The following is a 14,789-nucleotide window of genomic DNA, read 5'->3' on the forward strand; positions in this document are numbered from 1 at the left end:
GGGCCAGCACCTACTACAATCGACGGAACCTCCCTGTGGCCGCCAGTGACTTGTTTTGAGCATACCCCCCGACGCGTCCATTGTTGAGACAACCGCCCTGCGCCGCCGTCGCCTGGATTGGCTGGGTGGGCTGGCGGCGGCTGCCCGCGGCAAGCAGCGGCTGGCGGCGATCTGCATCTGCCTGTCCGGCGCCTTGCTGATCGGGCAGGCGGCCGCCATCGCCTGGTTGATCCAGGCGGTGCTGGTCGATCACCGCCCGCTGGCCGACGCTACGCCCGTGCTGCTGGGGTTGCTGGCGGTGCTGGGCATCCGCACCCTGCTGGGGAGTGCGACCCAGGCAGCGGCCGGTGATGTCGCGGATGCGGCGCGGCTGGCGCTGCGTGAACGGGTTTATCAGCGGCTGCTCGGGCGCGGGCCCCTGTGGCTGCGCCAGCAACGCACCGGGGAACTCGGTGAACTGATGCTCGCCCATGCTGATGCGATCGAGAATTATTACTCCGGCTATCAGCCCGTCCGCATCGAAGTGGTGGTGGTCCCGCTGCTGATCGCCATCGCCGTTGCCTGGACCGATTGGGTGATCGCGCTGATTCTGTTGTTCACCGCGCCGCTGGTGCCGTTCTTCATGATGCTGGTCGGTTGGGGCGCTGAAGCCGCCGGCCGTGCGCAGCTGGGCGAACTGGCGCGGATGAGCGGCCACTTCGCCGATCGCATCAAGGGGCTCGGCCTGCTGCGCCTGTACGGGCGAGGCGAGGCCGAACTGGACGGTGTGGCCACAGCGGCAGAAGGCGTGCGCGAGCGTACCTTGAAAGTGCTGCGGATCGCCTTCCTCTCCTCCACGGTGCTGGAGTTCTTCGCGTCGGTCAGCGTGGCGATGGTCGCGCTGTATCTGGGCCTGAGCTATCTGGGCCTGATGTCGCTGCACGCGCACGTGCCGACGCTGGGCGTGGGCATGTTCTGCCTGCTGCTGGCACCGGAGTTCTATGCACCGCTGCGGCGCTTGGCCGCGCACTACCACGATCGCGCCAACGCCCTGGCCGCGGCGGCCGAAGTGGAGCGTCTGCTTGGCGAGTTGCCGGACGCACCCTTGGCCGAGGACGCATCGCCGGCCACTGCACGCGCTCCGGAACTGCTCGAACAGCACGCCCCCCCGGTGGTCGTACGCGGGGTGAGCCTGCGACCACTGGGTGCACATCACGATGTGGTGCAGCAGCTCTCGTTCCAGATCGAGCCCGGGCAGCGCGTGGCGCTGGTCGGCCCCAGCGGCAGTGGCAAGAGCACGTTGCTGGAAGCGCTGGCCGGCTGGTTGCCACCGCGCGAAGGCAGCATCGTACTGCGCCCCGGGTTGGACGTGGGCTACGCCGGGCAGCGCCCGTATCTGTTCCACGGCACTATCGCCGACAACCTGCGCCTGGCCGCACCCGGCGCGACTGATGCGCACCTGCGCGCCGTGGCCGAGGCCGCCCAGGTAATGCGCTTCGCTGCCGCACTGCCACAGGGGCTGGACACGGTGATCGGTGAGCGCGGCTTCGGATTGTCCGGTGGTGAAGCGCGCCGCATCGGCCTGGCCCGGCTGCTGCTGCGCGATCCACAGCTGCTGCTGCTCGACGAGCCGACCGCCTTCCTCGATCCCGATACCGAAGCCGATCTCCTGCGTACCCTGGCCGCCTTCGCGCGTGGGCGCAGCGTGGTGATCGCCACGCACAGCGAGACCGCGATGCGCTGGGCAGATACCCGCCTGACCTTGACTGCCGGCGGCGCGCGCCTGGCCTCGGAGGTAACGCCATGAAGGCCGCGCACATCGATTCGCTGAAGGGCGTGTTCGCCCGGCATCGCGGCCGCCTGCTGCTGACGGTGCTGCTGCTGTGGACCACGATGCTGGCCGGTACCGCCTTGCTCGGGCTGTCCGGTGGGTTCCTCACCGCCGCCGCCCTGGCCGGCGCGGCCGGGCTCGGCAATGGCTTCAACTTCTTCTCGCCCTCGGCGGGCATCCGCGGGCTGACCATGGCGCGCATCGTGTCGCGCTATTTCGAAAAGCTGGTCGGCCACGATGTCACCCTGCGCATCGCGCGTGACCTGCGCGTGTGGTTCTTCCGTCGTGCGCTGCCGCTGGCACCGGCGCGCCTGGCCGGTGTACGCACCGGTGAACTGCTGGCGCGGCTGATGTCCGATATCGGCGAGGTCGACGGTCTGCTGGTGCGCGCGATCGGCCCGCTGCTGGCGCTCGGTGGCATCTCGCTGGTCGCGGTGGTGTCTGCGGGCATCATCTATCTGCCGGCGGCCGCTCTGCTGGCGTTGCTCGCCTTGCTGATCGGGGTGGGGGTGCCGTGGCTGACCGTGCGTGGCGCGGCCGACCAGGAGCGCGACCGCGCGCTGCACCGGGCGCAACTGCGCACCCAATCTTTCGAAGGGCTGGAAGGCGCGGCCGATCTTGCCGCACTGCAGGCGAGCGAGCATTGGAACCAGCGCGTGCTGGTGGCGGCCAAACAGCTGAAGTCGCGTGACAAGCGCCGCCGCTGGCGCCTGATCAGTGGCAACGCACTGCACGGTCTGTGTGGCGCGGGTGGCTTGGTAGCGATGCTGTGGCTGGCCCTCCATGCCTTCGAGCGTGGCAGTGTGGATGCGGCGCTGGCGGCCGCACTCGTGTTCCTGACCGTCGCACTGCTGGAGCTGTGGGCCGGCATCGGGTTGGCCTGGCAATCGTGGCTGTCCGGTCGCGTCGCTGCGGTGCGGCTGGAGGCCATCGTGGATCAGGCGCCGGGCGTGGTGGAAGCCGACGCGCCGGTGGCCGTACCGTCGGTGCCCGTGACGCTGCGGTTCGATCAGGTGGTGTTCCGTTGGCCCGGCCAGACGCGCGTGTTGCTGGACCGTGTGCAGCTGGAGCTCGCGCCGGGCGAACGGATCGCGATCCGCGGTGACAGCGGCAGTGGCAAGACCACGCTGTCCTCTCTGCTGCTGCGGCTATGGGATCCGGAGGCCGGCAGCGTGCGTTACGGCGATGCCGATATCCGCAGTTTCGCGCAGGCCGACTGGCACCGTCAGATCGCCTGGCTGCCGCAGAACGCGCCGGTGTTCGCTGGCACCGTGGCGGACAACCTGCGGCTCGGCGATGTACAGGCCAGCGACGCGCGCTTGTGGCAGGTGCTGACGGAGGTCCGGCTACATGCCTGGGCCGAGCAGATCGGCGGGTTGGCGGCGTGGGTGGGCGAAAACGGCGCGACCATGTCAGCCGGGCAGGCGCGGCGCCTGGCGCTGGCGCGCGCGCTGCTGCGTGACGCGCCGATCCTGTTGCTGGATGAACCGACCGAAGGCCTGGATGTGGATACCGCGCATGCATTGCTGCAGGACATGGTGGCGGCGCTGGGTAATCGCAGTCTGTTGATGATCACCCACGACGAACTGCCCAAGGGCATCGTGCATCGCAGTTATCGATTGCGGGATGGACGGTTGGAAGGGTAGCGGCGAAGGCGATCCGCACACGGCGTGCAAAGCATCCACGCATGGCGTGGATCTACCCTGGGATGCTGCCGTTGTGGATCAGCCAGCCCATCGCCGCTATGTTGATCACTACCGCCACCCAGAACACTCGCTGGAAGGAGGCCTTGCGGTTCTTGTGGCGCAGCATGGCCTGCGCGATCAACGCACCCGGCCAGCCGCCCAGCAGGGCCAGGCCCTGCAGCGTGCTTTCCGGTGTGCGCTGGCGATCATTCTGGGCGGCGGATTTGTCATGCCAGTACCAGGCAAACGTCACCAGGCTCAGGCCCACGTAGGCACCCGGTACCCACATCGGCCAGTGCTGCCACATCGCCACGGCAATGAGGCCTGCGAGGAACACCAGTGCGATGGCCGTACGCGGCAATCGATCCGGCCCCGCACCACGCACCGCGGTGCGCGCAGCAGGACGGCCTCCATCCCGACCCAGCGCAAACCGCACCGCTACCGCACTGCGGCGCCCCTGCGCATCGGTCTGCACGTCATAGGTGATCACATCGCCCAGCACCGGGCGTCGATCGCGTGCCGAGAATGCGCGGATATGCACGAAGCATCGCTCGCCGCCGCCATTGGGCTGTACGAAGCCGAAGCCGCGCGCGTCGTTCCACTCGCTGATCTTTCCTTGAAGGCGCATGGGTAAACTCAGAGTGAGGAAAGAAAGCCGCTGACCGCCGGCCCGAACCGTGCGAAATCCACCAGGAACGCATCGTGCCCCTGCGGCGAATCCAGCCCGATGAACTGCGCCTCGGCACCGCCGGCACGCAGACCGTCGGCGATCTGCTGTTGCTGCTGCACCGGGAACAGGATGTCGGTGTTGGCGCCGATCGCCAGTGCCTTGCCCACCTGGATACGGGCCAGCCCGGCCATCACGTCGCCGTCGGCGTATTCGGCCAGGTCGAACCAGTCCATCGAGCGGCTCAGGTACAGATAGCAGTTGGGATCGAAGAAGCGCACGAAGCGGCGGGCATGGCCTTCCAGGTAACTCTCCACCTGGAACTCCAGGCCGAACGGATCGTCATCGGCCTGGTCCGAATCCAGCCGTACGCGGCCGAAGCGGCCATCCCATTCCAGTGCGGAGCGGTAGGTGATCACGCCGAGCTTACGCGCCATGCGCATGCCCGATTCCGGATAGGCCTGGTCGGTGTAGCGACCGCCATTCCACTGCGGATCAAGCCGGATCGCCTCGCGCTGCAGCGAGCGGATCGCGATGGAAAACGGCAGCGCCTGGGCACTGCCGGAAATGTTGATATGGCTGCGCGCGATGCCCGGGTGCAGCAGCAGCAGCGCCAATGCGGTCATCCCGCCCATCGAGTTGCCGATCACGCAGGCCAGCTTGGTGACGCCCAAGGCGCGCACCACCTCGACCGCCGCCCGCGCGCCATCTTCGATGGACAGTTCGGGGAAGCGCAGGCCATAGAGTTCGCCGGTGGCCGGATCGATACTGGCCGGCCCGGTGGAGCCCTTGCAGCTGCCCAGCGAGTTCACGCAGATCACGAACCAGCGGTCGGTATCGATTGGTTTGCCAGGCCCGACCATCGCCTCCCACCAGCCGGCGGCCGGGTTGTCGGCGTTGGCTGCGGCATGTGCATCGGGGGAGAGCCCGGTGACGATCAACACCGCATTGCCGGCATCGGCAGCGAGCGTGCCCCAGGTTTCGTAGGCAACGTGTGCGTCGCGCAGTTCACCGCCGCGCTTGAACGCGAACGGCGAGGGCAGGGCGTGATAACGGGTGCCGGGGGGAATGAATTCAGTCATGCGCGCAGTTTAGCCGGGCGCCGCGATGGCGCCGTAGTGGTGAGCGGCACGCTGCGTCGCGGCCGCGCATCGGTCATGGGCGATCAAACACCAGTGGCACCGGCCCGGCATGCGGCAGGCGCACCCGTACCGGCGCGGTCTCCACATCGTCCGGCTGGCGGTTGGCCTGGCCCGAACGCGACAGCCGCGCAATGACCTCGACCTCCTGCACCTGGGAGAGCGTGCTGGTGGGCATCGGGCTGTCGCCATCGCCGAGCGTGACCCGCAGCGGCAACTGGCTGGCCGGATGTTTCTGCACCGCGATCGGCATCGGCGGGCCATCGGGCGCGCGCGCGATCACGAACACGGTTGCGTTGGCCAACGTGGGATCCAACGTGGTTCCGGGCGCGAACCGGACCTGCACGGTGAGGGCGTGGTTGCCCGCCGCCGCAGGGGCGGAGGTGTCGGTCATGGGCGGCAGCCCGGCATTGCCGCGGGCGATGGCGATCTGCTCGCGCAGCGCACGCGCCGCGCCCGGTTCCAGGCGTGGCAGCAGCGCTTCCCAGGCGGCCGCCGCTTCGGCGTCCTGCCCGCGCTGGCGCAGGGCAATGCCGATCAGCCAGCCGGCGCGCTCACTCTCCGGCGCGAGTGTGTTGGCGTGTCGCAACCATTGCAGGGCCTGGTCATCGAATTGTTTGCCCGGTGCCGCCTGCGCGCGCGCCTGCGCTGCTTCGACCAGCACGCCGGGATCGTCCGGGGCGAGTTGCACCGCGCGGTCAAACGCGGCCGTGGCCTCGGCGAGCTTGCCCAGCGCCAGCTGCGAACGGCCAAGCAGAGCCCAGCCATCGGCGCGCTGTGGGTCCTTGGCCAGCGCCTGTTGCAGCGCCTGCACGCCATCCTCCAGCGTGGCAGGCTCGTCACTGGCCGCCGTCCGCTCGGCGGCATCCGGCGTGCCGACCAGCAGGTACAGCGCGCCACCGGCCAAGCCAAGGGCCAGCATCGCAATCACGAAGGGGCGGTGCTGGCCGCCCGCACGCAACGGCCACAGTACGCGTGCAGCAACGGCCGCCGCGACCACGGCGGCACTCAGGGCCATCCAAAGGCTCACCAGCGCTCCTCGCTCTTGTCCATCGGTTCAATCCCGCGGCTGCGCCGACGCACCACCCAGACCAGCACGCCTGCGCCGATCAACAGTGCCACCGGCGGCCCGAACCAGAGCAGCGCATTGCGTGCCTCCATCGGTGGCCGGTACAGCACGAACTCGCCATAACGGTCGACCAGGAACTGCTTGATCTGTGCGTCGCTGTTGCCCTGCTGCATCAGCACCAGCACCTCGCGGCGCAGGTCGTGCGCGATCTGCGCATTGGAATCGGCCAGCGACTGGTTCTGGCATTGCACGCAGCGCAGCTCCGCGGCCAGCGCATGGAAGCGGGCTTCCTCGGCGGCATCGCGGTACTGCAACGGGGTCGGGTCGGAGACGGCCTGCGCCATCGCCGGCGAGGCCAAGGCCAGCGACAGCGCGATCAGCGCCGCGCCGGCCTGGCGGAGCATCCGGTTACGGCGAGGCGGGGAGCTGCGGCTGGGCATTGGCATGGGCACGCTCCACCTTTTCCAGTTCCGGAATCAGCTGTGTATCGATGACGCGCTGGCTGAGTGCGCCGCTGTACTTCCAGCGCACCACGCCGCTGGCGTCGACCAGGAAGGTCTCCGGCGCGGCGGTGACGCCCCAGTCGATCGCGGTGCGGCCTTCAATGTCGCTCAGCACCAGCACGAACGGATTGCCCAGCTGCTCCAGCCAACGCAGCGCATCGGCCGGCTCGTCCTTCCAGTTGTAGCCGATCACGCGCACGCGCTTGGTTTCGGCGAATCTGGTCAGGATCGGATGTTCGTCGCGACAGGCCGCGCACCAGCTGCCCCACACGTTGAGCACGTAGGGGGCGCCGCGCAGTTCGGTGCTGCTGACCTTGATGTGCGGATCGTGCAGCACCGGCAGCTCGAAGGCCGGTGCCGGCTTGCCGATCAGTGCAGAAGGCAGGACGTCGCGGTCCGGCGCGCCGGATTTCATCACCCCGTAGATCATCAGCCCCAGCAGCCCGAAGAAGAACAGCACCCCGATGACGATGGCCACGGGCGGCAGCGGACGGGAGGCAGGGCGGGGATCGGACACGGGGAACTCCTAGGGACGACGGAAACGACGATCGGCGGCGGTGACGAAGCCACCCAGTGCCATCAGCAGCGCGCCCAGCCAGATCCAGCGGACGAACGGTTTGATGTGCACGCGCACGGCCCATGCATTGTTGCCCAGCGATTCGCCGAGTGCCACGTAAACATCGCCGTTGAGACGGGCGTGGATGCCCGCCTCGGTCATTACCTGCCCGCCACTGGCGTACAGGCGTTTTTCCGGATGCAGCAGGGCCAGTTCGCGGTCGTGCTGGAGCACGCGCAGGTGCCCGCGGTCGGCAATGTAGTTGGGGCCTTGCTGATGGTCCACGCCTTCAAAGCGCACTTCATAGCTGCCCACCACCAGCGACTGCCCGGGGGCGAGCGCGACTTCGCGCTGCACGTTCAATGCTTCCACCAGCAGCGCACCGGCCAGGAACACGGCCACGCCGCCATGGGCCAGCAGCATGCCGACCATCTCGGCAGTGAACCTGCCGTTGCCGCGCAGGCGGGTCCAGACGAAACGCCCGGTACCGAACGCGACCCAGGCCGCACCGGTCACGCCGGCAGCGGTCTTCAACGCGCCCTGCGGCGCCATGAAGTACGCGATCACGCCCAGCAGCAGCGCCAGCCCCGCCCACGGTGCCAGCATCGCCAACCGCCGCGAGGCCTGGTCGCGCTGCCAGTTGACCAGCGGCCCGAACGGCAGCAGCGCCACCAGCGGCGCCATCAACACCACGAACAGCGTGCCGAAGTAGGGCGGCCCGACCGAGACCTTGCCCAGGCCCAGTGCATCGGCCAGCAGGGGATACAGGGTGCCGAGCAGCACCATGCCGCAGGCGGCGGCGAGCAGCAGGTTGTTGGCCAGCAGCAGGGTCTCGCGCGAGGTCGGCAGGAAGCCGCGGCGCGGATCTTCGCTGGTCAGCGCGCCGGCCCGCAGCGCGTAGAGCAGCAGCGCGCCGCCGATCACCAGCGCCAGGAAAATCAGGATGAAGGTGCCGCGCGACGGATCGGCCGCGAACGAATGCACGCTGGTCAGCACGCCCGAGCGCACCAGGAACGTGCCAAGCAATGACAGCGCGAAGGCGGCGATGGCCAGCAGCAGCGTCCAGCTGGCGAAACTGCCGCGTTTTTCAGTGACGGCCTGCGAATGGATCAACGCGGCCCCGGCCAGCCACGGCATGAAGCTGGCGTTCTCGACCGGATCCCAGAACCACCAACCGCCCCAGCCCAGCTCGTAATACGCCCACCAGCTGCCCAGCGCGATGCCGATGGTCAGAAAGCCCCAGGCCACATTTGTCCACGGCCGGGTCCAGCGCAGCCAGCGCGCATCCACGCGTCCTTCCAGCAGTGCGGCGATCGCGAATGCGAAGGGCACCGAGAAACCCACGTACCCGATGTACAGCATCGGCGGGTGGATGATCAGCCCGGGATCCTGCAGCAGCGGATTGAGGTCGCGCCCTTCCAGCGGCGCCGGAATCAGCCGCGCGAACGGGTTGGAGGTGAAGATCAGGAAGGCGAGGAAGCCGATGCTGATGATGCCAAGCACACCCAGCACGCGGGCGGCCACCTCGGCCGGCAGGCGTTTGGACCACAGCGCCACGGCGCCGCACCACAGCGCGAGCACCAGCGCCCACAGCAGCAGCGAGCCTTCATGCGCGCCCCAGACCGCCGAGTAGCGGTAGGCCAGTGGCAGCAGCGAGTTGGAGTTCTCCGCCACATAGCGCACCGAGAAATCCTGGGTGACGAAGGCGGCCGTCAGCACGCCGAATGCACCCAGCAGCAGCGCGAGCTGCGCATACGCCGCCGGTCGTGCCACCGCCATCCACGTGGTGCGGCCGCGATGGGCGCCCCACAGTGGCAGCACGGTCTGCAGCACGGCCATCAACAGCGCGGTGACCAGCAGGATCTGCCCCAGTTCCGGCAGCACTCAGTACGTCTCCGGCGCCGGCACGGGCACATCGTGTTTGGTGTGTGCCTGGCCCATCTTGTCGGCCACTTCCTTGGGCATGTAGGTCTCGTCGTGCTTGGCCAGTACTTCCTCGGCGACAAAGCGACCGTCCTGCAGGCGGCCGGTGGCGACCACGGCGGTGCCCTCGGCGAACAGGTCCGGCAGGATCCGCGAGGTGATCACCGGCAGGGTCGCGTCACCGTCGGTGACCACGAAGTGCGCATCCAGCGAGCCGGGCGCACGTTGCAGCGAGCCTTTGACCACCATGCCGCCCAGGCGGAACCGGGCGTGATCGCCGGCATCGCCGCGCAGCACTTCGGACGGGGTATAGAGGTAGGCGATATTGCGTTGCAGGGCCATCGCGACCAGCGCGGTGGCCAGGCCGGAGGCCAGCACCAGCAGCATCACCCAGAGCAGGCGGCGACGCCGGACCGGATTCATCGGGTCAGCTCCGGCGCCAGCGGCGGCGCGCTGCCGGCCGCCGCACGGGCCTGTTGGCGCTGCTGGCGGCGGACCGCCAGGCGGCGCGCCCAGCGCAGGCGCAGCCAGGAGCCGATGGCATCGCTGCCCAGCACCAGCACGAACACCGCGTAGGCGGCAATCACATAGGGCAGGTGGGTCATGGGCGGCGGTCCTCCAGCGGTGCACGGATGCCGGCGGTGACCCAGGCCTTGCCGGCCTCGCGCAGCAGGTTGTCGGCGCGGGCCTTGGCCAGCAGCGAGCCGGCGAACCACAGCTTGGTCCCGATCACCATCAGCCACAGCGGCAGCGCCATGCTGGCATCCAGCGTGGATTCGCCGAACAGGCGGATGGTCTGGCCCTGGTGCAGGCTGCCCCACCATTCCACGGAATAGCGGATCACCGGCAGCAGGCTTACCCCGACGATGGCCAGCAGCCCGGCCGCGCGCGCGGCGCTGCGACGGTCCTCGATGGCGTAATACAGGCCGATCACGCCCAGGTAAAGGAGCAGCAGGATCAGCTCGGTGGTCATGCGCGGGTCCCAGTCCCACCAGGTGCCCCAGGTCGGCTTGCCCCAGATGCTGCCGGTGAGCAGGGTGATCAGGGTGAAGCCGGCGCCGAGCGGGGCGCAGGCCATCGCCAGGATTTCGCAGGTCTTGATCCGCCAGATCAGCGCGATCGCCGCGTACAGCGCCATCAGCGCGAACACGAACAGGCTCATCCACGCGCTGGGCACGTGGATGTAGAGAATGCGGAAGCTGTCCAGCTGCTTGGAATCGGCCGGCACCACTGCCAGCGCCTGCCAGATGCCGATCAGCAGCACCGGCACCGCCGCCAGGTAGAACACGCGCGACCAGCGCGCGGCAAAGCGGTCGAAGGTGGGCGGCGAACCGAGTTGGTGGAACCAGCGGACGATCGGGTGCATGCGGCAGTGGCTATCCAACGAAGGGCGACGATGGAACGGACGTGGAGTGGCTCGGCAACGGATGACGCGGATGCAGGTGACGCTCACAACGCAGCGCACGCCTCCGACAGTACGCCATACCGCTCAACTCAGCGAGATGCGGATCGCCGCGGCCGTCGCCAGCGGGGCCAGCACCAGCGCCACCACCAGCCCGGCGCCCAGCATCAGCAGCGCACCGATCGGATCCTGGCCGCGGGCGACCGCCGCCACACTGCCCGCACCGAACACCAGCACCGGCACATACAGCGGCAGGGCCAGCAGCGCCACGAGAATACCAGAGCGCCGGATGCTGACCGTCAGCGCGGCGACCACCCCGCCGATCAGGCTCAGCAAGGGCGTTCCCAGCAGCAACGATGCCAGCAACATCGGCAGCTGGTCATGCGGCAGATGCAGCATTTCCGCCAACAGCGGCGACATCACGATCAGCGGCAGCGCGGTGGTGAGCCAGTGCACCAGTACCCGCACCAGCACCAGCCAGGCCAACGGGACGGGGGCGAGCAACCATTGCTCCAGCGAGCCATCTTCGGCATCGCTGCGGAACAGCGAATCCATCGCCAGCTGACCGGCCAGCAGCACCGCCAGCCACATCACGGCTGCCGCCACCCGCGCCATGGCCTCCGGATCACGACCCAGTGCCAATGCGAACAGCACGACCACCAGCAGGGCGAACAGCACGGGCTGCAGCGCATCCCCACGGCGGCGCCAGAGCAGGCGCATGTCGCGGGCGACCAGCGCCCGTGCGGTCTGCCACAGGCCCGGTTCCGTCCCCGGCGCGATCATGCCGCCGCTCCCAGGGTCAGCAGGCGCGTGCGCACCGGCGGGGCGGAATAGGCGCCATGGGTGGTGACCAGAGCGGCGCCGCCGCTGCGCAGATGCGCGGAAATCATGCGGTTCACCAGGTTGATGCCGTCCAGATCCAGATTGGCGTAGGGCTCGTCGAGCAGCCACAGAGGCGCGGGCGAGAGCCAGATGCGGGCCAGCGCCAGGCGGCGCTTCTGCCCGGCCGACAGTTGCCGCACCAGGGTGTCCTCATACCCGGCCAGGCCGACGATGGCCAGCGCGTTTCCGGGCATCTGGCGGGCGCGGCGGCCGTGCAGGCCGCACAGGAAATGCAGGTTCTCCAGCGTGTCCAGGTCCTGCTTCAGCGCGGGCAGGTGGCTCAGGTAGGCCACGTAGTTCGCGCGTTCCTTGTGCCCGGCACGCTTGCCATCGATCTCCACCTGGCCGCTGTCGGCGCGCAGCAGGCCGGCCAGCACCCGCAGCAGGGTGGTCTTGCCGGCACCGTTGTCACCCTGCACCAGCAGGGCTTCGCCGGCATCCACGTGCAGGTCCAGCGGGCCGAAGACGGGTTCGTCGTTGCGACTGAAGCCAAGGCCATGCGCGGCCAGCAACGGAGGGGCGTTCAAGGGGCGGGATCTTTGCACCGGAATGGGCCGCCATTGTATCGGGGGAACGGGCTGGATGATTTGCGTACACTGGGAGTTCCCCCGGATCTTTCCCTGCTGCCGATGCAACCGCAAACCAAGCTGCCCAAGGTGGGCACCACCATCTTCACCGTGATGTCCCAGCTCGCCGCCGAACACGGGGCGGTCAACCTTGGCCAGGGGTTCCCGGATTTCTCCGCACCGCAGCGGCTGATCGATGAAACCATCGCCGCGATGCAGGGCGGTCTGAATCAATACCCGCCGATGACCGGCGTGGCGCCACTGCGTCAGGCCATCGCCCAGAAGTCGCTGGATCTGTACGGCGCCCAGGTGGATCCGGATACCGAGATCACCGTCACCAGCGGTGCCACCGAGGCAATCTTCAACGCCATCCACGCCGTGGTCCGTCCCGGCGAGGACGTGATCGTGCTCGACCCGGCCTACGACTGCTACGAGCCGGCGATCGACCTGGCCGGCGCGCGTGCCGTGCACGTGCCGCTGGACCCGCAGACCTTCGCGGTCGACTGGGACCGCGTGCGTGCCGCGATCACACCGCGTACCCGGCTGCTGATGGTCAACACGCCGCACAACCCGTCCGGCGCGATGCTCAGCGCCGACGACATGCAGGCGCTGGCCGATGTGTTGCGTGGCACCGACATCTACCTGATCTCCGATGAGGTGTACGAGCACATCATCTACGACGGCCGTCGCCACGAATCCTCGCTGCGCCATCCGGAACTGCGCGAGCGCGCGTTCGTGATTTCCAGCTTCGGCAAGACCTACCACTGCACCGGCTGGAAGATCGGGTATGCCATCGCGCCGCCGGCGATGACCGCCGAATTCCGCAAGGTGCATCAGTACAACACCTTCACCAGCTTCGGCCCGGCCCAGTATGGCTTCGCCGCGATGATCCGCGACGAGCCAGAACACCATCTGGACCTGGGCGCGTTCTACCAGGCCAAGCGCGACCGCTTCCGCGACCAGCTGCTGACCACGCGGCTGACACCGCTGCCGGTGCCGGGAGGCTACTTCCAGCTGGTGGATTACTCGGCCGTCAGCGATCTGCCGGACCACGAATTCGTGAAATGGCTGACCATCGAGAAGGGCGTGGCGGCGATCCCGCTGTCGCCGTTCTATGAGACCGCGCCGGCCGGCCAGCGCCTGGTCCGCCTGTGCTTTGCCAAGAACGACGCCACGATGGACGCGGCGATCGAACGCCTGCGGGCACTGTGATGAGTGCTGTGACCGAGCTGCAGGATCTGCGCGTTTCCCTGATCCAGGGTGACACCCGCTGGCACGACCCGGCGGGCAATCGCGCGCATTACGGTGCGCTGCTGGCGCCGCTGGCCGGGCAGACCGATCTGGTGATCCTGCCGGAGACCTTCACCAGTGGCTTCTCCAACGATGCCATCGACAAGGCCGAGGGCATGGACGGCCCCACCGTCGCCTGGATCCGCGAGCAGGCTGTGCGGCTGGGCGCGGCGGTCACCGGCAGCGTGCAGCTGCGGGTGGGCGAGGGCGTCTACAACCGCTTGCTGTGGGCCACACCGGAGGGCGAGCTGCAGTACTACGACAAGCGCCACCTGTTCCGTTACGGCGGCGAGCACGAACGCTATGCCGCTGGCCGCGAGCGCCTGAGCGTGGAGTGGAAGGGTTGGCGGATCAATCCGCAGGTCTGCTACGACCTGCGTTTCCCAGTGTTCTGCCGCAACCGCTACAACGTCGAGCGCGCCGACCAGCTGGATTTCGATCTGCAGATTTTCGTGGCCAACTGGCCGTCGGCCCGCGCCTATGCGTGGAAGACGCTGCTGCGTGCGCGTGCGATCGAGAACCTCTGCTATGTGGCGGCGGTGAACCGGATCGGTGTGGATGGCAATGAGCTGCATTACGCGGGCGACAGTGCGGTGATCGATTTCCTGGGTCAGCCGCAGGTGGAAGTACGCGAACGCGAGCAGGTGGTCACCACCACCCTCTCGGCAGCGGCCCTGGCCGGGCACCGCGCGCGCTTCCCGGCGATGCTCGATGCGGACAGCTTCAGCCTGCAGGAACGCAGCTGACGGCTGAACGGATGCCGGATGCGCGCGATGCGCATCATCCGCGCCACACGCGCCCGCTGCTAGATTCGGCTCGTTACCCCTTCAGTACGAGCGGACCTGCATGAAGAAGTTCTCCCTGGCATTGATCGCACTGGCCGGCATCTCGGCCGTCCCGGCCGCGCAGGCCGCCGGCAACATTGATTGCGAGCTGCACTACAACCTGGCCGGCTGGTCGGTGCTGTACAAAACCGCCTCGGGTACCGGCACCATCCAGTGCGACAACGGCACCCGCATCCCGGTCAAGATCACCGCCAAGGGCGGCGGCCTCACCGTGGGCAAGTCGAAGATCGTCGACGGCAAGGGCAAGTTCTCCGGTGCCTACTCGGTCAACGACCTGATCGGATCCTATGCGGCCGTTGAGGCGCACGCCGGCGCGGACAAATCCAGCAATGCGCAGGTGATGACCAAGGGCGATGTATCGCTTGCCTTGGCCGGAACCGGAAAGGGCTGGGATCTGGGCGTGGGCGTGGGGCGGTTCACCATCGAACGCCGTTGAGGGGGTAGGACTACGC

Annotated in this window: 16 protein-coding genes; 5 read left to right on the top strand and 11 right to left on the bottom strand. The window is 68.3% G+C overall.

The features are described from left to right. Positions 1-55: 55 nt before the first annotated feature. Both cydD and cydC read left to right on the top strand, forming a co-directional pair. Complete coding sequence (gene cydD, locus EDF74_RS14590; protein ID WP_123730735.1) at positions 56-1,786, top strand: thiol reductant ABC exporter subunit CydD; 1,731 nt, start codon at positions 56-58, stop codon at positions 1,784-1,786. Next, positions 1,783-3,456: a thiol reductant ABC exporter subunit CydC gene (gene cydC, locus EDF74_RS14595; protein WP_123730736.1), complete on the top strand. Its 1,674-nt coding sequence runs from the start codon at positions 1,783-1,785 to the stop codon at positions 3,454-3,456. The genes cydD and cydC overlap by 4 nt, the downstream gene beginning before the upstream one ends. A gap of 52 nt (positions 3,457-3,508) precedes the next feature. Here the strand turns inward: cydC and EDF74_RS14600 are convergent, their stop codons facing one another. The 11 genes from EDF74_RS14600 to ccmA all read right to left on the bottom strand — a co-directional run bounded on the left by EDF74_RS14600 (position 3,509) and on the right by ccmA (position 12,163). Continuing rightward, positions 3,509-4,123 (bottom strand): DUF1294 domain-containing protein, encoded by a 615-nt coding sequence (locus EDF74_RS14600; protein WP_123730737.1) that lies wholly within the window; start codon positions 4,121-4,123, stop codon positions 3,509-3,511. An 8-nt stretch (positions 4,124-4,131) separates the two neighbouring features. Continuing rightward, on the bottom strand, positions 4,132-5,244 hold the full coding sequence (gene metX, locus EDF74_RS14605; RefSeq protein ID WP_123730738.1) for a homoserine O-acetyltransferase MetX: 1,113 nt from the start codon (positions 5,242-5,244) through the stop codon (positions 4,132-4,134). Between the two features lie 73 nt (positions 5,245-5,317). Beyond that, complete coding sequence (locus EDF74_RS14610; protein ID WP_123730739.1) at positions 5,318-6,334, bottom strand: tetratricopeptide repeat protein; 1,017 nt, start codon at positions 6,332-6,334, stop codon at positions 5,318-5,320. Beyond that, on the bottom strand, positions 6,328-6,774 hold the full coding sequence (locus EDF74_RS14615) for a cytochrome c-type biogenesis protein (RefSeq protein ID WP_123730740.1): 447 nt from the start codon (positions 6,772-6,774) through the stop codon (positions 6,328-6,330). The genes EDF74_RS14610 and EDF74_RS14615 overlap by 7 nt, the downstream gene beginning before the upstream one ends. 4 nt (positions 6,775-6,778) lie before the next feature. After that, positions 6,779-7,390, bottom strand: a complete 612-nt coding sequence (locus EDF74_RS14620) for a DsbE family thiol:disulfide interchange protein (RefSeq protein ID WP_123730741.1) — start codon at positions 7,388-7,390, stop codon at positions 6,779-6,781. 9 nt (positions 7,391-7,399) lie between these two features. Then, entirely contained in the window at positions 7,400-9,313 is a 1,914-nt protein-coding gene (locus EDF74_RS14625; protein ID WP_123730742.1) for a heme lyase CcmF/NrfE family subunit, read from the bottom strand. Beyond that, positions 9,314-9,775 carry a cytochrome c maturation protein CcmE gene (gene ccmE / locus EDF74_RS14630; protein WP_123730743.1) on the bottom strand — a complete coding sequence of 154 codons (462 nt, stop codon included), beginning with the start codon at positions 9,773-9,775 and terminating at the stop codon, positions 9,314-9,316. Beyond that, positions 9,772-9,957: a heme exporter protein CcmD gene (locus EDF74_RS14635; protein WP_123730744.1), complete on the bottom strand. Its 186-nt coding sequence runs from the start codon at positions 9,955-9,957 to the stop codon at positions 9,772-9,774. The genes ccmE and EDF74_RS14635 overlap by 4 nt, the downstream gene beginning before the upstream one ends. Further along, positions 9,954-10,718, bottom strand: coding sequence for a heme ABC transporter permease CcmC (gene ccmC, locus EDF74_RS14640; protein ID WP_123730745.1), 765 nt, complete (start codon positions 10,716-10,718; stop codon positions 9,954-9,956). Before ccmC ends, EDF74_RS14635 begins: the two co-directional genes overlap by 4 nt. Positions 10,719-10,841: 123 nt before the next feature. After that, positions 10,842-11,537: a heme exporter protein CcmB gene (ccmB, locus tag EDF74_RS14645; protein WP_123730746.1), complete on the bottom strand. Its 696-nt coding sequence runs from the start codon at positions 11,535-11,537 to the stop codon at positions 10,842-10,844. After that, positions 11,534-12,163: a heme ABC exporter ATP-binding protein CcmA gene (ccmA, locus tag EDF74_RS14650; RefSeq protein ID WP_123730747.1), complete on the bottom strand. Its 630-nt coding sequence runs from the start codon at positions 12,161-12,163 to the stop codon at positions 11,534-11,536. The genes ccmB and ccmA overlap by 4 nt, the downstream gene beginning before the upstream one ends. 102 nt (positions 12,164-12,265) lie before the next feature. Between ccmA and EDF74_RS14655 the strand changes: the two genes are divergently transcribed. From EDF74_RS14655 to EDF74_RS14665, 3 genes are all read left to right on the top strand, one after another. Then, complete coding sequence (locus tag EDF74_RS14655) at positions 12,266-13,414, top strand: pyridoxal phosphate-dependent aminotransferase (protein ID WP_123730748.1); 1,149 nt, start codon at positions 12,266-12,268, stop codon at positions 13,412-13,414. Between the two features lie 17 nt (positions 13,415-13,431). Continuing rightward, a complete protein-coding gene (locus EDF74_RS14660; RefSeq protein WP_123730902.1) occupies positions 13,432-14,238 on the top strand; it encodes an amidohydrolase in 807 nt (268 codons plus the stop codon). A gap of 100 nt (positions 14,239-14,338) precedes the next feature. Then, the gene (locus tag EDF74_RS14665) at positions 14,339-14,773 is read left to right on the top strand and encodes a hypothetical protein (protein WP_123730749.1); all 435 of its coding nucleotides are present in this window, start codon (positions 14,339-14,341) and stop codon (positions 14,771-14,773) included. The last annotated feature ends 16 nt before the right edge of the window (positions 14,774-14,789 follow it).

Origin of the sequence: Stenotrophomonas rhizophila (genome assembly GCF_003751305.1) — a bacterium.
GTDB lineage: Bacteria > Pseudomonadota > Gammaproteobacteria > Xanthomonadales > Xanthomonadaceae > Stenotrophomonas > Stenotrophomonas rhizophila_B.

What these genes read in the sequence shown, in the direction of transcription:
- EDF74_RS14615 (WP_123730740.1), bottom strand. Translation starts at nt 6,774, where the DNA reads ATGCTCCGCCAGGCCGGCGCGGCGCTGATCGCGCTGTCGCTGGCCTTG.
- metX (WP_123730738.1), bottom strand. Translation starts at nt 5,244, where the DNA reads ATGACTGAATTCATTCCCCCCGGCACCCGTTATCACGCCCTGCCCTCG.
- EDF74_RS14655 (WP_123730748.1), top strand. Translation starts at nt 12,266, where the DNA reads ATGCAACCGCAAACCAAGCTGCCCAAGGTGGGCACCACCATCTTCACC.
- EDF74_RS14600 (WP_123730737.1), bottom strand. Translation starts at nt 4,123, where the DNA reads ATGCGCCTTCAAGGAAAGATCAGCGAGTGGAACGACGCGCGCGGCTTC.
- EDF74_RS14665 (WP_123730749.1), top strand. Translation starts at nt 14,339, where the DNA reads ATGAAGAAGTTCTCCCTGGCATTGATCGCACTGGCCGGCATCTCGGCC.
- ccmE (WP_123730743.1), bottom strand. Translation starts at nt 9,775, where the DNA reads ATGAATCCGGTCCGGCGTCGCCGCCTGCTCTGGGTGATGCTGCTGGTG.
- cydC (WP_123730736.1), top strand. Translation starts at nt 1,783, where the DNA reads ATGAAGGCCGCGCACATCGATTCGCTGAAGGGCGTGTTCGCCCGGCAT.
- EDF74_RS14635 (WP_123730744.1), bottom strand. Translation starts at nt 9,957, where the DNA reads ATGACCCACCTGCCCTATGTGATTGCCGCCTACGCGGTGTTCGTGCTG.
- ccmB (WP_123730746.1), bottom strand. Translation starts at nt 11,537, where the DNA reads ATGATCGCGCCGGGGACGGAACCGGGCCTGTGGCAGACCGCACGGGCG.
- ccmC (WP_123730745.1), bottom strand. Translation starts at nt 10,718, where the DNA reads ATGCACCCGATCGTCCGCTGGTTCCACCAACTCGGTTCGCCGCCCACC.